This is a genomic window from Streptomyces sp. NPDC054872 (assembly GCF_053610705.1).
Window position 1 is genome coordinate 1 of the sequence record NZ_JBSGYY010000067.1, and the last position, 19,730, is coordinate 19,730.

The window sequence follows — 19,730 nt, forward strand, 5'->3', positions numbered from 1 at the left end:
CCTGCGCCGGTTGACGCGGGGGTTCCGCCCCCCCGAGACCACCCCACGACTGTGGCCCCCGGACACTTCGTCCGGGTCGACGAGTCTTGAGTGTTCCACCGTTCTCTTTGAGGAACTAGCTGATTCGTCCCAGGTGAATCGCCACTGAAAAGGCTAAAGCTTCTACGGGGAGCAACCCCGTGAAGATCACGGCAGCGAAGATTCCGATCACCACGATGTTGACCATGGCCTCCGGCCAACCCATGGCAGGACGGTTATCGAGATCTGGGGGCGGGAAGGTGTACATAGGCAAGTACTCCACTGTGAGTGCTGATCGAAAGCCCCGGCTTGAGCTTCGCAGGCAATGAGCTGGGGCTTTCGCGTGTCCGAGGTGGACTTCTTCGAGTATCGAGCAAGAAGCAAGAAAGGTAACCCCTAGATCACAAAGACTGTCGGGGTGTGTCCGATCTCCACCCTTGCGCTCTCTCACGTCAGGGGGATAACACCGAACATGATTGGGAAGCCGCCGGAGTTAGGGTCGAGGTGTTCAACACCTGTCTGAGCTGGCCAGACCTGCTGCCCGATGTTCACTTCACGGGCGCGGCGCAGGACTCCGCTATCGCCTCAGGAAACGGCTGCGAGACGCCAGAGGCCTGGATCAACCAGCGCCATCGGTGTCGGTGCCCGCTTGTACTCTCCGACCATGAGCAACGCCATCGCTGTCACTGCCGTGTTGATCAGCATCGCTGCACTGGTCTACGCCCGTCTACAAGCGATCTACAGCCGCAGACAATTGGAGCTCGGCGAACGCGTACGCAAGGAGGCCACCGAGCCCTATGTGGTTGCCGATATTCAACCGCGCGCGGATGGTTCTGGCCTCCTGGTGTTCACCGTAGAGAACGTGGGCCCCACCGTCGCACGCGACGTCGAGCTAAGCATCACACCGCCCCTCAAGGGAGGCGAACGAAGCGACTGGGATGAGAAGATTGCTCGGGCTATCGAACGCAAGATTCCCCACCTGCCGCCGCGTCGGCGTCTGGAGTGGTACTTCTCCTTCGGCCCACGCTACCTCGAGAAAACCGATCTCCCACGGCAATACACGGTAACGGTCAGGTCGACAGGCCCTGGAGGGCCTGTCGAGCCTCTGACCTACGTGATTGATCTCGACGTGATCCAAGGTATGGCGCTGGATCGAGAGACGGTCGTCGCCAAGCTCGACCTGATCGCTAAGAACACCGAAGCCCTAGGTCAGTGATCAAGCACTCGGCCCGGCCTCACCGTCTCAGTTTCCGTCTCGTGCAGCACAGTTCACGGCCGTTCAAAGGGGACCGCACGCCCAGATGACCCGACGCGTCGGCCACCCGTGAACCCAGGTGAACGCCTCCGAACGACGCCCCTCACCCCACCACCCCAGTTGGAAAGCGTGTAGCCATGTCCCACCGAGTGATGTTGCGCTCGCCCCCGACGGGTACCCGCGGCTGGTGGCTACGCGAGCGTCTCCGCGAAGCTCACGTCAGGTCCATCGCCAGAAGGCGCGGCACCTCCAGTCCGTATCCTCGGCACAAGGTTCTTCCAGCGACTGCTCCAACAGTTCGGCCGCCTACGCAGTTGTACCGCCTCGATCTTGTCCGCCAAGCGGGGTATGCGGCCATTGCTGTCGTCGGTGCTGAGACAGCAAGGCTTGCCTCTGGACCCGGCCAGGGGGAGGTGCCCCACCTCGTGTGGGATATCAATGCCATAGGCCCGGAGCCGCCTGAGGTCGCCACGCGCCTTGGCACTGCCGACGGTGAGCTGTGCGTCCGCATCGCCTACGAGACCTCGCCGCCTGCAAGCCGGTTCAGTTGTCGACGAGCTGGGAGCCCCACGAGCCCACTCGCCACACTCTCGTCGTCCCTTAGGGAGGCCCGCACGCTGGGGCGGGCCTCGTGAACCGCATCGCCGAGATCGGAACACCGTCAGCCACGCCGTGGAGCAGCCAGCACCGAGGCAGCTGACCACCGTGCAGGGATCGCTCCTGCGCATCCAAAGGCGGGAATCGTCACGCAAATCCGCTGGACGTACTACAGAAACGAAGCTCAACCGTGGAGACGGCGGACATCGTGGTGGCCTCCCCCTCATGCGAGATCGTCTATGAGATTCCGACCAGCGTTAGCAAGGCATCCAAGCCTTCCATGCGCGGGCCGGGATGTCAGACCCAGCTGCTAACTTCCGCCGTTGTGGTGAGACAGAAGGGAATTGAGGGCTGATGGGGCGTCGGGGTGGGACTACTACTGGGTCAATGGCGGAGACTGGCGACCGGCGGAGGAGCCAGAACCGCGGCCTCACTCGCTGGAGGAACTGTGGGAGGACGAGCTTGTCCAGGAGGCAGGCACACACTCGATCCTGGACATTTTCCGCTTCGTGGAATTCGGCGAGACTCCGGACTACAACACCGTGGAACCCGTGACGGTCGAGGAAGCGCGCGAGCTGCTGGGTACTGACAAACTCACGCGCGGGCACGTCAAAGACTTCGATGTCTTCCCCCGGTCGCGATGGATCGGGCGCTGCGCAGTGCTGCACGACAGCGAGGGCAACCCCCAAGAGATTCACTTCTGGGGCCACTCGGGCGATTGAACAGTGGGGTAGGCACACACCTGCTGGCATAAACGCCTGACATCAAGGAGGACGTACGCCGGCACACCCAGGAGCCCGTCTGCGGCATGCGCCAGCACCGATGCCGCAATTGTGGCTATTCCGTGGTCTAACTCCTCAACCAGAGTCAAGGGTTCCCCCTACGCCAGTCGCAGTCCGTCGCCTGGACTGTCGCCGCCACCACGGCCGGGAGCCCGGTAACAGCAACAACTGCCCACGGCGCGATGGCATGTTGGGCTGCCTCGCTGCTGCTGGCACCAGCCTGACCTGGACGAACGGGCCGAATACCCATTTTGCGAGTTTAGGGCGTGATGCCCATGAGAGGGGTCGAAACTGCTGGACAGGAAGCCACTCCCAGACAAAGGAGACACCATGTCCACCACGACAGTTCTGCCCCTGCACCCCACCGGGCACGAGTGCCCCGCCTGGTGCGCTCGCGAGGCACACGCGGAGGCAGTCGGGAGTCATGTCAGCGCCCCGGTGCGTCTGCCTGCCCCTGCAGAGATGAGCCCGAGCCTCGAAGTCCCCTTGCTGTCCGTGCAGATCGGTCTCGGGCACGACGAGGAAGCGCGCGGCGAGCAGCCCCGTCTGTGGCTGTCGGCCGTCGACGGTAATGGTGAACTGGACCTCTCTGCCTTGGGGTCGTTCATCACCAGCCTGGAGAACTTCGCCCTGCGGCTTCGAGGGCTGCGGCACCGGTTCGAGGCCGTCATCCTGGGCGGTGCTGCCGAAGCCGTCGACCTCTACCCGGACGCCACTCACCCACTTGAACTCGTCGCCCCCTGTCCGCCTTGGTGCCAGTACCGGGACCAGGAGGAACACAGCGTGAGCGGGCTTATCGTCGACCAGTTCCATGCCACGGAGGAGAACGGCATGGAGTTGGGGCTCCATCCGGTGGTCCACACCAAGTACGGGCGGGAGGCAGAGACGCTCGACCTTGTCATGGAGCACATGCCGCATGCTCCGCTCCCTCAGATCGACCTCACCATCGGCACCACCCAGAAGTGGCACCACGTGGAGATGACCTTCGACGAGGCCGACCGCCTGCGGGCGCGCCTGAGTGAGTTCATCGGCCAGGGACGCGAGTACGCCCGTCCGGAAGCCGTCACATCACTGCAGGAGTTGGTCGGCTACTGCGGCGTGCGGATCGTGGAACACCAAGGCGACGCCAAGGACTTCTTCGGTCACGCCGTCGGCGACACGCGGCAAGGCGGGCCGGTCTGGGTGACGGTGCCTAGGGGAACCGCCGGCCCTTGCCTGGAAAACCGGGTGAAGCATCTGTTGGCAGAGATCCACGAGGCACAGCGGGAGCTGACCGTCCACGACGGTGTCGAGCTCCGACAGGCGGGGACCCCGCCACAGCCGCTCTCATGGCTGAGGGGGCAGGCAGCGGCGTGAGCCACTGACTCACCCGCCATGAAAGGCCAGGGCGCCGTCTGCCATCGACACAGATACGGCGCCCTGGTTCGCGTCTGGCTCCTCGCGCCCCTCGCGGTGGGCGCCGTCGCTCACACGAGACGCGGATGAGGCGCCTCAGGCCCCGCTCGCCTCGATCATGGCCTCGCGCTCGACGATCTTCACGCGCTCGCGCTCCTCGGCCACGCCGAGCGCCTTCTCCGCGGCGTCCAGGCGGTACCAGCCCTCCCACGTGGTGAAGCGGACGTTCCGCTCGCTGAGGAAGGACTCGACGGCTGCCGGGTCGGGGGCGGTGGGCGTGTGCAGACGGGCGTTCGTGTGGTCGTCGATGAGGCTGGCGACCGTCTCGTTGGCGTCGCCCTTGGTGTGGCCGATCAGGCCCACGGGGCCGCGGCGGATCCAGCCGGTGACGTACGTGGACTGCAGGTGCTCGCCGGTCTCCTCGATGACGCGGCCGGCCTTGTCCGGCACCGTGCCCGAGGCGACGTCCCAGGGCAGCTTGGGCAGCTCGTCGGAGAGGTAGCCCACGGCGCGGTAGACGGCGCCGAGGTCCCAGTCCTTGAACTCGCCGGTCCCCTTGACGTTGCCGGTGCCGTCGAGGGCGGTGCGCTCGGTGCGCAGGCCCACGACCTTGCCGTCCTCGCCGAGGATCTCGGTCGGGGACTCGAAGAAGTGCAGGAACAGCTTGTGAGGGCGCTCGCCGATATCGCGGATGGCCCAGTTCTCCAGCGTCTTGGCCACCATGTCGGCCTGCTTGTTGCCGCGCCGGGTCGCGATCGAGCCGTCGTCGTAGTCGATGTCCTCGGGGTCGACGATGACCTCGATGTTCGGGGAGTGGTCGAGCTCCCGCAGCTCCATCGGGCTGAACTTGGCCTGCGCGGGACCGCGACGCCCGAAGACGTGGACCTCCAGCGCCTTGTTGGCCTTGAGGCCCTCGTGGACGTTCGGCGGAATCTCGGTCGGCAGGAGCTCTTCCGCGGTCTTGGCCAGGATGCGGGCCACGTCCAGGGCCACGTTGCCGACGCCGAGGACGGCGACCTTCTCCGCGTCGAGCGGCCAGGTGCGCGCCACGTCCGGGTGCCCGTCGTACCAGGAGACGAAGTCAGCGGCGCCGTACGAGCCGTCGAGGTCGATGCCGGGGATGTCGAGCGCCCGGTCGGCCGTCGCGCCGGTGGAGAAGATCACCGCGTCGTAGAAGCTGCGGAGGTCGTCGAGGTCGATGTCGTTCGGGTAGTCGACATTGCCGAAGAAGCGGATCTGAGGCTTGTCCAGGACCTGATGCAGGGCCGTGATGATGCCCTTGATCCGGGGGTGGTCGGGGGCGACGCCGTAGCGGATGAGGCCGAAGGGCGCGGGCATCCGCTCGAAGAGGTCGATCGACACACCGGGCTCGACCGCCACTGCGGATTTCAGCAGCGCGTCGGCGGCGTAGATGCCGGCCGGACCGGCTCCGACAACGGCTACCCGCAGAGGGCGAGACATGATCAGGTTTCCCTTCGAGCGAAGACGTGGGGCTCGTGGGGAAGCCTAAACTAAGGCAATCCTAAGTTGGTACCCGGCCTTGACCTATGACCTCATAAGGGCGGCTTATGGGTTCGCGAAGGGATGGTTTGAGTCGCAGGTCGCACGCGCGAGCGGGACGCCAGGGAACCCGGGACACGGCCGCCTCGTTGTCAACACGCCCCACACACAACAGAGTTGATCAGTTGAGGCTCCCATCCCCGCTCTCCACGGAGGCCCGGAACATGACCCGTGATCACCGGAACCACCCCCAGCCCTCCCGGCGCACCGTCCTCGGCGGCGCCACCCTCGCCGCACTCACGGTGGCGACCGGCGCCGGAACAGCCGCCGCAGCCACCGCCCCGCACAGCGCCACCTGGCCCACCGAGTTCCCGCTCCCCGACGGCTTCCTGCCCGAGGGGATCACCATCGGCAGAAAGCAGCCGTACGCCTACATGGGCTCGCGCGCCAACGGCGCCGTGTACCGCACCGACCTGCGCACCGGCCAGGGCGAGGTCTTCTACGCGGGGGCGGCCGGCATGATCGCGGTCGGCCTGAAGGTGGACGACGACGGCCTGCTCTACATCGCCGGAAACACCGGGGTGGCCCGGGTCCTCGACACCCGCACTCGCAAGCTCGTGGCCACCTACCAGCTGACGGAGGCCCCCGGTCACTTCATCAACGACGTCACGCTGCTCGGCGACCGCGCCTGGTTCACCGACTCGCGCGACAGCGTGCTCTACGGGGTGCCACGCGGCCGCAAGGGCACGGTGCGCGCGCTGCCGCTCGGCGGCGATTGGATACAGACGCCGGACGTGATCAACGCGAACGGCCTCGTCGGCACACCGGACGGCCGAGGGCTGATCGTCGTCAGCAGCTCGCCCGGAAAGCTCTATCGGGTACACCTCAAGACGGGTTACGCCGACGAGATCACGCTGGTGGGCGCCGACAACGTGGTCAACGGCGACGGCCTCCTCCGCGTCGGCCGCACCCTGTACGTCGTACAGAACCGGCTGAACCTGATCAGCGTGTTCCACCTCGACGCCGAGGCAGGCACCGCCACCCTGCGCCGCACGATCACCGATCCCCGCTTCGACGTCCCCACCACCGCGGCCCGCTGGGGCGAGCGCCTCTATCTGGTCAACGCCCGCTTCACCAGCCCGCAGGAGCCCGGGACGACGTTCAACGCTGTGGCCGTTCCCCTCTGATTTCCCCCCGCAGCACGGGCAGGCGGCACCCATTGCAAGATCAAAAGTAGTGTCGGGTTAGCATATGAGCGCCGCCTAGCTCGAAAGATACTCCTGTGACTGTCAATGACGACTCGTTCACCAATTGGAAGCACCGCGAGGAGATCGCGGAGTCGATGATCCCGATCATCGGGAAGCTGCACCGCGAGCGGGACGTCACCGTCCTGCTCCACAGCCGCTCCTTGGTGAACAAGTCGGTGGTCAGCCTCCTCAAGACCCACCGATTCGCCCGGCAGATCGCCGGTGAGGAACTCTCCGTCACCGAGACGCTGCCGTTCCTGCAGGCCCTCACCACGCTCGATCTCGGCCCTTCGCAGATCGACGTCGGCCTGCTCGCTGAGGCGTACAGGACCGACGACCGCGGTTTGTCGGTGGCGGAGTTCACCGCTGAGGCCGTCGCCGGCGCCACGGGCGCCAACAAGATCGAGAGCCGCGAGGGACGCGACGTCGTCCTCTACGGCTTCGGCCGCATCGGCCGCCTCGTCGCCCGCCTGCTCATCGAGAAGGCCGGTTCGGGCAACGGACTGCGCCTGCGGGCCGTCGTCGTGCGCAAGGGCGGCGAGCAGGACATCGTCAAGCGCGCCTCGCTGCTGCGCCGTGACTCCATCCACGGCCAGTTCCAGGGCACGATCACCGTCGACGAGGCGGCCGGCACGATCATCGCCAACGGCAACGAGATCAAGGTGATCTACGCCAACGACCCCTCCGAGGTCGACTACACGGCGTACGGCATCAAGGACGCCATCCTCATCGACAACACCGGCAAGTGGCGCGACCGCGAGGGGCTCTCCCAGCACCTGCGCCCCGGTATCGACAAGGTCGTCCTGACCGCGCCGGGCAAGGGCGACGTCCCGAACATCGTGCACGGCGTCAACCACGACACGATCAAGCCGGACGAGCAGATCCTGTCCTGCGCCTCCTGCACCACGAACGCGATCGTGCCGCCCCTGAAGGCCATGGCCGACGAGTACGGCGTGCTGCGCGGCCATGTCGAGACCGTCCACTCGTTCACCAACGACCAGAACCTCCTGGACAACTTCCACAAGGCCGACCGCCGCGGCCGCTCCGCGCCGCTGAACATGGTCATCACCGAGACCGGCGCCGCCTCCGCCGTCGCCAAGGCGCTGCCCGACCTCAAGGCGCCCATCACCGGCAGCTCGATCCGCGTCCCCGTTCCGGACGTCTCGATCGCCATCCTGAGCCTGCGTCTGGGCCGCGAGACCACCCGCGAAGAGGTACTCGAGCACCTCCGCGACGTCTCGCTGCACTCGCCGCTGAAGCGACAGATCGACTTCACGACCGCTCCCGACGCCGTCTCCATGGACTTCGTCGGCTCGCGGCACGCCTCGATCGTCGACGCGGGCGCCACCAAGGTCGACGGCGACAACGCGATCCTCTACCTCTGGTACGACAACGAGTTCGGCTACTCGTGCCAGGTGATCCGCGTCGTGCAGCACGTCTCCGGCGTGGAGTACCCGACGTACCCGGTGCCGGTGGTCTGATCCGGGCACCACAACCTCCGGCGGGGGCGGCAAGGGACTTTCCCTGCCGCCCCCGCCGCTGTTGCGCGGTCACCCGCCGAGGAGCCTGCGGGCGCCCAGAGCGAGCGAGATCTCCACGAGGTCGCCGACCCGGGTGAGACTGCGGCCGGTCAACTGCTCGACGCGGCGCAGCCGGTTGAGGACGGTGTTGCGGTGGCAGTAGAGCCGGGTGCCCGCACGCTGCGCGGAGCCGTCGGCCTCCAGCCAGACGACGAGCGTGTCGAGGAGGAGGTCCCGGTCGGCGGGATCGAGTGAGCGCAGCGGACCGAGCACCCGCTCTTCGAGCGCCTCCGCGAGCTCGGGTGAGGAGACGACCAGGGCGTCCGGCAGACGTTCGTCGAGGAGTACGGTGCCGCCGCTGCGGGGGCAGGCCCGCAGCGCCGTGTCGGCGAGGCGGCGCGCGTGCGGGACGGCGGCCAGTCCCTCCACGGGTGAGCCGATGCCGGCGCGGGCTCCGGGCGGCAGGGCGAGACCGGCGCCGAGCGCGGACAGTTCGGCCGCCGGATCGCCCTCGGCGTCACCGAGCAGGACCAGGGCGTAGTGGGCGTCAGGGCCGGAGTGGCGCAGCGTCCGCGTCCCCGGCGGCAGGGTGAGGCCGGTGTCCTCTCCGGCCACGGCGATCACGGCGTACCACCCGTCCTCGGGCAGCCCCAGGACGTCGGCGGCGGTGGGCAGGTCGGTGAGGCGGGCGCTGCCGTCCAGGAGGCTCGCGGTCAGCAGCCGCATACGGTTCTCGTGCCGCCAGGCCATGCGGCGCTCGGTGCGGCGGTAGGCGTCGGCCACCACACCGCAGTGTTCGTCGACGAAGTTCCAGACGTCCGTGGCGACATGGATGAGCAGTCCCATGTCGTCGGGGTTGCCGCGCGAGACCTCCTCGACCAGGCCCTGCCACACCATCGCACCGCCGAGCCGGAAGGCGTGAAGGAGCGCGTCGAGCGGCAGGCCCCGTTCGGCGCGTACGCCGGCGATCTGGACGGACGTGCGGTGGGCCGCCTCCCTGGTCTCCCCCGGCTGGAGGAGCGAGGTGACGCTGTACCGCAGCGAGCGGTGCACCTCCTGCCACACCTCGGTGGGGCGGGCCTCGATGTCCGCGCGGTAGGCGGGCTCCTGTTCGCGCAGCTCCGCCACGAGCCGGTCGGTCATCGTGGGCAGATCCCTCAGCAGGGCGCGGGCCGCACGGTGCAGTACGGCGACGGCCTCGGCGTCGAGCAGGGAACGGGCGCCCGGTGCGAGCGGGGCGAGGGCGGGCACTTCGTGCAGGGGCCCGACCCGTGACCGCAGGACGTGTGGCATGAGGCCTCCACGGGAAGTGTGCGCACTGCCGGATCTTCTTGACGCCCGAAGAATGGCATACCGCCCGGTCGGTACCTAGAGGTTGGCGGCAATCTCCTCATCACGGTCCGGCAACCCTCCGTCGCCGGCGAGGAGCCGGGACAGCTCGACGCGGGAGCGTACGCCCAGTGCGGAGAAGACATTGCGCAGGTGGTGGTCGACGGTGCGGTGGCTCACCGACAGGCGCACCGCCACCTCACGGTTGGTGGCTCCCTCCGCCACATGACGGGCGATGCGCTGCTGCTGCGGGGTCAGCGCGGCCAGCGGTCCCGGCCCCGGCTCCCCGGCCACCGCCTCGCCCGCGGCGCGGAGTTCACCGCGGCTGCGGTCCGCCCACGCGCGTGCCCCGCACCGCTCGAAGCCGACCAGCGCGTCGCGCAGCGGACCGCGCGCCTCGCGGGTACGGCGTCTGCGACGCAGCCACTGGCCGAACAGCAGCTGCGTACGGGCGCGTTCGAACTCGCCGGGTGAGCGGTCGTGGTGCGCGAGCGCGCTCTCGTACGCGGCGGCCGTCTGCTGCGGCGGGGCCAGCAGGGCTCGGCAGCGCGCGAGTTGAGCCGGGGCGAGCCGGTCCGCGGTGGCCTCGGTCCAGCGGGTGAACTCGGCTGTGGCGCTGCGTGCTTCAGCCGTGCGCCCTGCCTGGACGGCCGCTTCCACGAAGCAGGGGACGGCCAGCATCCGCACGGCGAAGTGCCCGCGCCGGAGTCCCGGGGCGACCAGGGGTGCGAGGCGGGCTGCCGCGTCACCCGGTCGCCCCGCCGCCAGGTCCGCCCGGGCGACGGCCCAGACGGCGAGGGTGGCGGCCTGATTGAGACCGTGCGGACCCGCGCCCGCCGCCGCGGCCTGCGCGTGCCCGGCGCACACCTCCGCGTCGCCCTCCACGGACGCGGCGAGCGCGAGGACGGCGTGCAGACAGGCGGCGACGTTGGGCTGCCCGGTGCGGTGCGCTGCCCTGATCCCTTCCAGGGCGTGCGCCCGGGCCGTGGTGTGCCGGCCCGCACGCAGCTCTCCGTAGGCCAGGTGTTCCAGGGCGCGCGGCAGCAGGACCTCAGGACCGTAGGCGCGTACGGCGGCCAGCGCGCGGGCACCCGCTCCGCAGGCGGTCTCGACCTCGCCGACGACCAGCGCGGCGGCCCCGGCGCGCAGCAGCCCGGCCGGCTCGTCCGTCCGGGGCAATTCGTCCAGGCAGCGGCGCAGCAGAGCGTGGCCTTCGGCGATGCGGCCCGAGAGGACCGCGCACATCCCGGCGCGGTACGCCTCGAGCAAGGGGTCGTCGGCGCACACGGGGACGCGCGCCATCGCCTCCCTGTAGGCGGCGGCGTCGCCCATCGCCCAGGCCGCCTCCGCCGCGCCGATCAGCGCGTGGCGGGCCGGTTCGGGCGGGAGCAGCACGGCCGCGGTGAGCAGGGCCTCCCTGGCGTCGGCGGCCGGCCCGTCGGCCAGGGTCAGGAGTCCGCGCACCTGGTGGACACCGCCGTGGGCGGGTGCGCCGGCGGTGCGGGCGAGCAGGGCACGGGCCCGCACCGGGTCACCTGCCTGCCGGGCCGCTTCCGCCGCCTCGGCAAGCCGGTCGGTGCGCAGCGCCGTGTCGGCGGTGAGCGCCGCGGCCCGGGCCAGGGCGGCGGATCGCTCGGCGTGCGGGCGTGGCGCGCTCGCCGTGGCGGCAAGGGATGCGGCGAGCCGCGCGTCGTGGTCCTCCGCCGCGCAGGCGAGTTGTACCAGGCAGGAGAGGCGGTCGCGGCAGGCCGTGGCCAGGCGGGCGTGGGCGGCCCTGCGGCGGGCGAGCGGGGCGCCGTGCAGCACGGCCCGGCGCAGGAGGGGGTGGGTGAAGTGGATGCGCCCGCCCGCTCCGACAACGGCGCCGGCGGCTTCGGCTGCCGCCAGACCCGCGGGATCGCCGCCGGCCCGCAGCAACAGGGCGAGGTCCGTGCCCGCGCCCTCGGTTTCATGCTCACCGGCCGCCGCGGCGAGCAGCAGCAGGGCGCGGGTGTCGCTGGGCAGCCCGTCGACGCGGGCGGCAAAGTCGTGGAGTACGTCCTCCCCGCCGGGCAGCGGATCGGGCAGCGGGGTGCGACCGGCCAGCTGGTCGGGTGTGAGGGCAGCGACGAACGCGGAGAGCAGCCGCGGATTGCCGGCCGCCTCGCGGATCAGCCAGGCTCCGACGACCGGGTCGGCCGAGCCACGGGTCAGCCGGTCGAGCAGGGCGGCGCCCGCGCTGTCGTCGAGCGGCCCGAGACGCAGGGTCGCGAGACCGAACAACTCCGCTGCCATGGCGTGGTGTTCGGCCACGGTGAGCAGGACGGCCACGGGTCTGTCGGCGGGCAGCCGTCGCAGGTCGGACAGGAGGGCGGTCCTGGCCGAGGGGTGCCAGGTGTGCGCGTCGTCGACACATACGAGGAGCGGGCCGTCCTGCGAGAGCGGCAGTGCTGCCGGGGTGGTCGGCTGAACCGAGGGGACCGGGGCGCAGATCGCCCGCGCATGCTCCACGAGGGCGGTGCGGCCGAGTCCGGGCTGCGCGATGAGGGCGAGCACCCCGCCCCGGCCGGCCCGCAGGCGCCGCACCAGGGATTCCACCGCGGCGACTTCCGCACGGCGGCCGTGCAGCTCGGGGGCCCTGAGTACGCCGGGTTCGGTCGTCGAAAGGGTCACGCCGGCACGTTACTTCCGCGTAACACAGCCCGGAAGCCCCGCGTCCGCTGCGTTGGGCACGCCACCAGCGGCTGTGGCCCGCGGGTGTGCGCGAGCACAATCCAGGTTTCGGGGCACGACACACGTCGTCCGCCGCCGGCTGACCGGCGACGGACGACAGGCCCCCATGACGGGCCATCAGGATCAGGAGGTGTGCGGGCAGTTGCCCCGGTACTCCTCGATGGTCGAGCTCGGCCTCGGCAGCGGGCAGAGGAACTGCTCGTAGCGGGTGTCGTTGTCGATGAACCGCTTCAGCCACGAAAGGCTGTACTTCGCGATCGTCGTGTTGGACGAGTTCGGCGTGAAGTGGGAAGCGCCGTTGAGCTCCAGGTACGCCTTGTCCAGGGTGCTGGGCAGCGACTGGTAGAACGGCTCGGAGTGGGAGGACACGGGGGCGACGGTGTCACCGTCGGCTCCCACGACGAGGGTGGGCGTGCGCAGCTCGGGCCACGTCTTGTCGGTGTTCCAGCCGGTCAGCGGGATCGCCGCCTTCAGCGAGGTGCGGCTCTTGGCGGCCTCCAGGGTGCCGCCACCGCCCATCGAGTGCCCCATCACGCCGAGCCGGGAGGCGTCGACGCGGCCCCGCACCGAACTGCTCTGCGTCAAGTAGTCGAGCGCGGAGAGCAGTTGGCGTCCCCGGCTGTCGGGCTGGTCGACCGTCGTGTTGGTGTCGATGGTGAAGACCACGAAGCCCTGGGAGGCGAGCCGCGGCCCGAGCCAGGCGATGCTCGACTGGTACGCGGTGAAGCCCGGGGAGATGACGACCGCGCCGAAGGTCCCGTCGGCGGTGGACGTCGGGTAGTAGATGGTGCCGCCGCCGAAGCCGGAGACGCCAAGCGACGAGACGCTGGTCTGCGACACGGCGTACGAACCGCGCGAGGCCTCGATGCTGGAGTTGGTGGGGGCGGGGCCGCGCTCGTACGGGTTGTCGGCGGCGGCTTGGGCGCCGGGCGCGAGGCCGGTGCCGAGGAGTCCCGCGGTGGCGACCGCGGCGGCCAGACAGGCCCGCGCCACAGGGCGGGAGAAGACGTGCAGGCGCACGGAGGGGTCCTCTCGATCGTGGCGGAGCCACCCGGGAGAGGGAGGTACGCCCCGGTGGAGACCGCCGTGTTCGTTGCGGTCCCCACCGTGGCGGTGCTGACAGGGTGTCGACATCGGCGAAATCACCGGTGTCGTGGTGCGGTTGCCTTCCCGGGGCGTCAGCCGCGCAGAGGGCCCTCGCAGGTGAAGGCGGACGTACCGGCGCGGCCGTCGGCCCAGATGTCCACCTCGCCGAAGGCGCAGTTCATGTCGGTGAGGTTGTTGTCGCCGCCCGCGGCGCGGTCGAGGATGTAGGCGTCCACGGTCTCGGACATGTCCTTGAAGACGAGGTCGGGGTCGGCGGCGTCGCTGAGGTTGGCGGTGATCCGGCCGGTGCAGAGGAACCGCGGGCGGGCCGGCGCCTTGGTGGAGCGGCAGTCGGGCGTGATGCCGGTCGTCGCGACGAACGAGGAGCGGACCTGGCCGGCCGTGCTGTCGCGCAGCCGGTCGACGGGGACGTACGTGGTGTCGGGGACGAACAGGTCGTCGACGTGCGCGATCTGCTTGTCGAGGAAGGCGTCGTAGGCGCTCTGCAGCCCGGCGTCACGGCCCAGGCGGTCGCGCCAGGCGTCGAACGCCTTCGGGTTGTCGGCGCGCAGGTGGCGGTACATCTCCTTGATCAGCGCCGGGCGTTCGGTCCACAGGAACTCGAAGAACGCGCCCGCGTAGTCGTAGAAGCGGAAGCCGTCCCCGTCGTAGGTGGCGTGCAGCAGCTGGTTCACGGTCATGCGCGGCCCGCCGCCCGCGGTGTCGTCGATGATGCCCTGGATCAGGGACTTGCGGACCTTGATGCCGTCGTCGCGGGTGGCGCCGTCGAAGAATTCCGCTGTGCCCTCGTCCATCGCGGTCGTCCGGTCGCCCTCGTACCACGGCCCCTCACCGAAGAAGCCGGGCACGGCCCAGCGGCCGTTGAGGTAGTGGGTGTACTCGTGGCGGAACAGTTCCTCGAGCGTCAGCGAGGAGTCCTGGGGGACGCGCCGCTGGTAGGTGTAGAAGGTCGCGCCCTTCTCGATGTAGACGCCGCCGTTGTCGGTGCCCATGCCCGTCAGCAGCGGGTGGAAGTTCTCGTATTCGGCGCGGGAGGCGTACAGAACGGTGGTGAGGGTCGTGTTGGGGTCGCCGCCCAGCGGCTCCTGGGTGCCGACGACGCGGTGGAACTGGGCCTTGACCTGCTTGCTCGCGTAGTAGAGCTGGTCGACGGTGTCCCGGTCGAGAGCGGTGCGGACTTTCATGCCGCCCGCGTCGTACGCGTAGGTCCGGGGGAAGAGGCGGCGCTCGATGTCGTCCCTACACACCTTGTACGGCTCGCAGGCCTCGAACGCGATCAGCCAGGTGACGACCTTCGCCCACGGGGCGCTGCCGTCGCCGAAGTTGCGGGCGGTGGTGTCCAGCAGCGGGCCGAGCGCGGCGACGGTCTCGGTGCGCAGGGCGTCGATCTGGCCGAACCTGCCGTACTCGCTCACCGCGTCGCGCACCACCCAGGCGTTGGGCGTGCCCTTGAGGTGGGTGTGCCCGGCGAACGCCTGGAAGGCGGCGCGGTAGGAGGGGTCGGCGGCCACCGCGGCACGGAAGGCGGTGTCCTGGTTGCCGGGGTAGACGCCGAGGTAGTTCAGGGTGAGCGCGGAGAGGGCGGCGCCGGCCCAGCCGGTGTCCTGCGCGGTGTCGGGGTGGGCGGCGTCCATCGTCGCCAGCACCCTCTTCACCAGCGGGAGTTGATGCTGACGCAGCCCGGCCGCACTGGCTGCCGTCAGCGCTTCGCGGAGTGTCTCGGCGTTGGAGCGGGTGACGTCGAAGGCGTGGGCGGCCGTCCCGAAGGCGTCTACGGCGCTTCGCATGGCGGCCAGGGTCGCCGGGTCGGTGATGTCGACCTCGTCGTGCGAGAAGCCCTGGTAGGAGACGGCATGCAGGTAGGTGAACATCTCGAGCAGGTGGCTGCCGTTGGTGCCGTCGTGGGACGCGGAGAGCTGGGTGACGCGTTGGGACACGGCCTGGATGTGCGCGCCCGACATGACCGGTGCGAGGCGTCGGTCCCAGGTCCAGACGAGCCGGCGCAGACAGACGTCGGCGGTGACGGCGGGGTCGGCGAGGAACTCGACGAACTGGGCGGGTGCCAGACCGGTGACCCCGTCGAGGGTGCAGGGAACCGACGCATCGCCGACGGCGGCGCGAGGCACATCGGACTGGGGCCTCGCCTTGTCCGTGCGAGGGCCGGGGACGCGCCCGTCGGCGAGGCCACCGGGGGCGGGGACCTTCCAGGTGGCGGACTTCGGGGCCTTGGCGCGGCGGTCGACGTGGTCCAGGGGGCTCGGCTTCTCCGGTGCGGGCGCGGCGGTCGCGGGAGTGGCCGCACGCGGGGCGGGTTCGGGGGCGCCGGCCTGGGCAGCCGGTGCGGCGGTGGCACACAAGGTCACGGATATCGCCGCGGCGACCACGGATCTGCGCAGGGTACGGGGCTGGTGCACGACAGGCTCCTGAGGTGTGGGAGGTGGGACAAGCGGTGCGTGCGCACGACGCAGGGCCACTTGGACCCAACCGCGGTGCAGCCAGGGCCACTTGAGGCGGTCGGGGTGCGCCATGTGATGCGTAACGTAGTAATGTGAAATGGTACTGACAACCCCTCAGACGCCGGGCGTCTCGCGGCTCTTGTGCCGCAACTCCCCTGCGGCTCGGGCGCGTTCATGCCGTGTGCGTCTCACGACGGCGGGCACCGGATCCCGGGGCGAAAGGTAGGTGACCTTGTACGCTGGTGAACCACTCGGGGCGGGCGCGTGGGCCACGACCTGCGGGGTCACGAAGGGATCACCACCATGGGTCACCTCACACAGCGCACCCTCGTCACTCCCCGGGAGCGGCTGCGCGATCAGGTCGCCCACCATCTGCGAGCCGCGCTGATATCCGGCGAGCTGCGGCCCGGTGAGGTCTACTCGGCGCCCGTGCTCGCCGAGGACTTCGGGATCTCCGCGACGCCGGTGCGCGAGGCGATGCTCGACCTGGCCAGCGAGGGGCTCGTGGAACCGGTCCGCAACAAGGGCTTTCGCGTCACCGAGGTCAATGAGCGCGACCTCGACCAGTACACCGAGATCCGCACCCTCATCGAGGTACCGATGATCGGCCGCATCACCCGGTCCGCGTCCCGCGCGGACCTGGAAGAGCTGCGCCCCGTGGCCGATGAGATCGTGCGCGCCGCCCGCGACCACGACCTCATCGGCTACCTCGAGGCCGACCGCCGGTTCCATCTCTCCCTGCTCGCGCTCGGCGGCAACGACCGGCTCGTCGAGACCGTCGGCGACCTGCGCAAGCGCTCCCGGCTCTACGGCCTCACGGCGCTGGACGAGCGCGGCCGCCTGATCCCCTCCGCGCAGGAGCACATCGAGCTCCTGGACCTGATGGTGGCCGGGGACGCCGAAGGGGCGGAACAGTGCATGGCCCGGCATCTCGGGCATGTCCGCTCACTCTGGGCGCGCGACACCAAGGCACAGGGCTCGCTCACGCCATAGGGCCTACTCGCTGGTTCGTTTGATTCTTCAACACATCGCGCGATTCATTGACGCGGACCGTTCACCTCTTTATGGTCGCCTGACCTTCCCCGGCGACCCCGCAACGGAGCACAATGAGGTCCCTCCCCCGCCCGGCCCGGTTCATCGCACCCCTCCTCGTGGGTGTGCTCGCCGCGGCCGTTCCCCCCACCGCGGCGGCCGACATCGCATCCCCGAGAAGCGACGAGGCGACAACTCCCTCTCCCCCGCACGACGACAGCTGGACGCTGACGTCCCACCGCATCGACCCGAAGGACACGCATCACGCCTTCGTCGGCAACGGCTATCTCGGCCAGCGCGTCGCGCCCAACGGATCCGGCTACGCCGCCTCCGAGGCCAAGACCGGATGGCCGCTCTTCAGCCGCCGCTACGACGGTTCCTTCGTCTCCGGGCTCTACGCGCACAACAAGGACACCACCGAGAACCGCGAGGTCGCCGCGGCCATCCCCACCTGGAGCCCGCTCACGGTGTCCACCGGCGGTCCCGCTTCCGAGACGTTCACCTCCGCCACTCCCGCCGACCGGATCTCGCACTACCGGCAGAGCCTCGACCTGCGCCGCGGCCTGGTGCGCACCGAGCTCACCTGGACGGCCGCCGACGGCCGGGCCACCGACCTCGTCTACGACGTTCTCGCGGACCGCGCCAACCCCCACGTCGGCGCCGTACGCCTGCGCATGACCCCGCGCTGGGACGGCGAAGCGAAGGTCACCGACCGCATCGACGGACGCGGCGCCCGGCGCGTGTCCGCCACCGGAAGCGGCGACCGCTCCGGCGGGACCATGGCCGTGGGGTTCCGCACGGACGGCACGAAGACCGAGGGGACCGTCGCCTCGACACTGCGCGCCGGGCACGGCGTGCGTACAGGAAATGAACAACCCTCAGCTCCCGCCCGCAAGTTGAGCGCGCATCAGTCCGTCGGCATGCCGGTCCGCTCCGGCCGGACCTACGAGCTGACCAAGTTCGTCGGCGTCGACACCGCGCTGACCTCCCGCTCCCCCGGGCGCGACGCCGTCGCGGCCTCGCAGCGCGCCGCCGGGCGTGGCTGGGAGGCGCTGTTCGCCGGGCACACCGCCGCCTGGCGCAAGCTGTGGCGCAGCGACATCGAGGTGCCCGGCCGGGGCGAGCTCCAGTCCTGGGTCCGGTCCGCCCAGTACGGCCTGCTCTCCAGTTCCCGCACCGGCTCGGGCAACAGCATCTCCCCCACCGGACTGAGCAGCGACAACTACGCCGGCCTCGTCTTCTGGGACGCGGAGACCTGGATGTACCCGGCGCTGCTCGCCGCCCACCCCGACCTCGCCAAGTCCGTGGTGGAGTACCGCTACCGCACCCGGACCGCCGCCCGTGCCAACGCGAAGAAGCTCGGCCACCCCGGCCTCTTCTATCCCTGGACGAGCGCGAGCAAGGGCGACCTCAAGGCCGAGTGCCACAGCGTGGACCCGCCGCACTGCCGCACCCAGAACCACCTGCAGAGCGATGTCGCCCTCGCGGCCTGGCAGTACTACCTCGCGACCAAGGACACCCAGTGGCTGCGCACCCGAGGCTGGCCGGTGATCAAGGGCATCGCCGAGTTCTGGGCCGACCGCGCCACGCGCAACGCCGACGGCAGCTACTCCATCAAGGACGTCGCGGGCCCCGACGAGTACAGCAACGGAGTCGATGACGGCGTCTTCACCAACGCGGGCGCCGCGACCACCCTGCGCACCGCCGCCCGCGCCGCGAAGCTGCTCGGCAAGGACGCCCCCGCGGACTGGAACACCGTCGCCGACAAGCTGCGCATCCCCTATGACAAGAAGAAGCAGGTCTTCCAGCAGTACGACGGCTACAAGGGCTCGGTGATCAAGCAGGCGGACACCGTGCTCCTGATGTACCCGCTGGAGTGGCCGATGTCGAAGAAGACCGCCACGAACACCCTCGACTACTACGCGGCCCGCACCGACCCCGACGGTCCCGCCATGACCGACTCGGTGCACGCCATCGACGCCGCCTCCATCGGCGAGCCCGGCTGCTCCGCGTACACCTACCTGACGCGCTCCATCCGTCCCTTCGTACGCGGGCCGTTCGACCTGTTCTCGGAGGCACGCGGCGAGAAGGCGGGGGCCTCCGACCCGCTCTCCGGCTCCCCCGCGCAGAACTTCACCACCGGCCAGGGCGGCTTCCTCCAGGTCTTCACCAACGGCCTGACCGGACAGCGGATGCGCGAGAACAGCGTGCACCTCGACCCGATGCTGCCGCCGCAGCTGTCCCAGGGCGTGAAGCTGAACGGTCTGCACTGGCAGGGCCGTACGTACGACATCGCCATCGGCGCCCACGACACCACCGTGCGCCTCACCCGCGGCGAGCCCTTCGAGATCGAGACGCCGCAGGGCAAGCAGATCGTCAGCCAGGACGCGCCCGCGCACCTCAAGACCCGCCGCCCGGACCTGGAGCCCACCGACAACCTCGCCAGGTGCCGCAGCGCGAAGGCGAGTTCGGAGCAGCCTGGCCAGTACGCGGACGCCGCGATCGACGGCAACACCGCCACCGCCTGGGTCCCGGAGACCACCCGCGCCACCCTCACCGCGGACCTCGGCAAGGTCTCCCGCATCGCCGACATCACCCCGCGCTGGACGGACGTGAAGCCGACGAAGCACACCGTGCGGACATCGCTCGACGGGCAGCACTGGAGCACGGCCGATCGGGACGGGGCCACGGCCCGCTACGTCCGCGTGACATTCACGTCCAAGGACGCGAAGAAGCCCGCGGGCATCCAGGAGTTGACCGTCAACCGGTAGAGCACGGCG

The 19,730-nt window shown here is 69.8% G+C and carries 13 protein-coding genes and 1 pseudogene; 8 read left to right on the top strand and 6 right to left on the bottom strand.

Going from position 1 to position 19,730, the window contains the following annotated elements:
* Nucleotides 1-115: 115 nt before the first annotated feature.
* Entirely contained in the window at nt 116-286 is a 171-nt protein-coding gene (locus ACWGIH_RS42265) for a hypothetical protein (protein ID WP_453442731.1), read from the bottom strand.
* A 396-nt stretch (nt 287-682) separates the two neighbouring features.
* Between ACWGIH_RS42265 and ACWGIH_RS42270 the strand changes: the two genes are divergently transcribed.
* The 4 genes and pseudogenes from ACWGIH_RS42270 (at nt 683) to ACWGIH_RS42285 (ending at nt 4,008) form a co-directional block, all read left to right on the top strand.
* Entirely contained in the window at nt 683-1,234 is a 552-nt protein-coding gene (locus ACWGIH_RS42270) for a hypothetical protein (RefSeq protein ID WP_453442732.1), read from the top strand.
* A gap of 488 nt (nt 1,235-1,722) precedes the next feature.
* Nucleotides 1,723-2,225, top strand: a pseudogene (locus ACWGIH_RS42275) (hypothetical protein); the annotation flags it as partial.
* Between the two features lie 154 nt (nt 2,226-2,379).
* Nucleotides 2,380-2,592, top strand: a complete 213-nt coding sequence (locus ACWGIH_RS42280) for a hypothetical protein (protein ID WP_453442733.1) — start codon at nt 2,380-2,382, stop codon at nt 2,590-2,592.
* Between the two features lie 390 nt (nt 2,593-2,982).
* Complete coding sequence (locus ACWGIH_RS42285; RefSeq protein ID WP_453442734.1) at nt 2,983-4,008, top strand: DUF6907 domain-containing protein; 1,026 nt, start codon at nt 2,983-2,985, stop codon at nt 4,006-4,008.
* A gap of 135 nt (nt 4,009-4,143) precedes the next feature.
* Here the strand turns inward: ACWGIH_RS42285 and ACWGIH_RS42290 are convergent, their stop codons facing one another.
* Nucleotides 4,144-5,508, bottom strand: coding sequence for an FAD-dependent oxidoreductase (locus tag ACWGIH_RS42290; protein WP_453442736.1), 1,365 nt, complete (start codon nt 5,506-5,508; stop codon nt 4,144-4,146).
* A gap of 263 nt (nt 5,509-5,771) precedes the next feature.
* Between ACWGIH_RS42290 and ACWGIH_RS42295 the strand changes: the two genes are divergently transcribed.
* Nucleotides 5,772-6,734, top strand: a complete 963-nt coding sequence (locus tag ACWGIH_RS42295; protein WP_453442738.1) for an SMP-30/gluconolactonase/LRE family protein — start codon at nt 5,772-5,774, stop codon at nt 6,732-6,734.
* 95 nt (nt 6,735-6,829) lie between these two features.
* Nucleotides 6,830-8,275, top strand: a complete 1,446-nt coding sequence (locus ACWGIH_RS42300) for a glyceraldehyde-3-phosphate dehydrogenase (protein ID WP_453442739.1) — start codon at nt 6,830-6,832, stop codon at nt 8,273-8,275.
* Nucleotides 8,276-8,344: 69 nt separating this feature from the next.
* Here ACWGIH_RS42300 and ACWGIH_RS42305 read toward each other — a convergent pair whose 3' ends face one another.
* The 4 genes from ACWGIH_RS42305 to ACWGIH_RS42320 all read right to left on the bottom strand — a co-directional run bounded on the left by ACWGIH_RS42305 (nt 8,345) and on the right by ACWGIH_RS42320 (nt 15,876).
* Nucleotides 8,345-9,607, bottom strand: a complete 1,263-nt coding sequence (locus ACWGIH_RS42305) for a PucR family transcriptional regulator (protein WP_453442741.1) — start codon at nt 9,605-9,607, stop codon at nt 8,345-8,347.
* Between the two features lie 75 nt (nt 9,608-9,682).
* Complete coding sequence (locus tag ACWGIH_RS42310) at nt 9,683-12,295, bottom strand: LuxR C-terminal-related transcriptional regulator (protein WP_453442742.1); 2,613 nt, start codon at nt 12,293-12,295, stop codon at nt 9,683-9,685.
* 183 nt (nt 12,296-12,478) lie between these two features.
* Complete coding sequence (gene bdeA / locus ACWGIH_RS42315; protein ID WP_453442744.1) at nt 12,479-13,489, bottom strand: bis(hydroxyethyl) terephthalate hydrolase; 1,011 nt, start codon at nt 13,487-13,489, stop codon at nt 12,479-12,481.
* 44 nt (nt 13,490-13,533) lie between these two features.
* Entirely contained in the window at nt 13,534-15,876 is a 2,343-nt protein-coding gene (locus ACWGIH_RS42320; RefSeq protein ID WP_453442745.1) for a collagenase, read from the bottom strand.
* A gap of 345 nt (nt 15,877-16,221) precedes the next feature.
* Between ACWGIH_RS42320 and ACWGIH_RS42325 the strand changes: the two genes are divergently transcribed.
* Both ACWGIH_RS42325 and ACWGIH_RS42330 read left to right on the top strand, forming a co-directional pair.
* Nucleotides 16,222-16,911: a GntR family transcriptional regulator gene (locus ACWGIH_RS42325; protein ID WP_453442747.1), complete on the top strand. Its 690-nt coding sequence runs from the start codon at nt 16,222-16,224 to the stop codon at nt 16,909-16,911.
* A 113-nt stretch (nt 16,912-17,024) separates the two neighbouring features.
* Nucleotides 17,025-19,721, top strand: a complete 2,697-nt coding sequence (locus ACWGIH_RS42330; RefSeq protein WP_453442748.1) for a discoidin domain-containing protein — start codon at nt 17,025-17,027, stop codon at nt 19,719-19,721.
* The last annotated feature ends 9 nt before the right edge of the window (nt 19,722-19,730 follow it).

Excerpts from the sequence above, each read along its gene's own strand:
- ACWGIH_RS42305 (WP_453442741.1), bottom strand. The coding sequence starts at position 9,607 with ATGCCACACGTCCTGCGGTCACGGGTCGGGCCCCTGCACGAAGTGCCC.
- bdeA (WP_453442744.1), bottom strand. The coding sequence starts at position 13,489 with ATGTCGACACCCTGTCAGCACCGCCACGGTGGGGACCGCAACGAACAC.
- ACWGIH_RS42270 (WP_453442732.1), top strand. The coding sequence starts at position 683 with ATGAGCAACGCCATCGCTGTCACTGCCGTGTTGATCAGCATCGCTGCA.
- ACWGIH_RS42330 (WP_453442748.1), top strand. The coding sequence starts at position 17,025 with ATGAGGTCCCTCCCCCGCCCGGCCCGGTTCATCGCACCCCTCCTCGTG.
- ACWGIH_RS42285 (WP_453442734.1), top strand. The coding sequence starts at position 2,983 with ATGTCCACCACGACAGTTCTGCCCCTGCACCCCACCGGGCACGAGTGC.
- ACWGIH_RS42290 (WP_453442736.1), bottom strand. The coding sequence starts at position 5,508 with ATGTCTCGCCCTCTGCGGGTAGCCGTTGTCGGAGCCGGTCCGGCCGGC.
- ACWGIH_RS42295 (WP_453442738.1), top strand. The coding sequence starts at position 5,772 with ATGACCCGTGATCACCGGAACCACCCCCAGCCCTCCCGGCGCACCGTC.
- ACWGIH_RS42265 (WP_453442731.1), bottom strand. The coding sequence starts at position 286 with ATGTACACCTTCCCGCCCCCAGATCTCGATAACCGTCCTGCCATGGGT.
- ACWGIH_RS42325 (WP_453442747.1), top strand. The coding sequence starts at position 16,222 with ATGGGTCACCTCACACAGCGCACCCTCGTCACTCCCCGGGAGCGGCTG.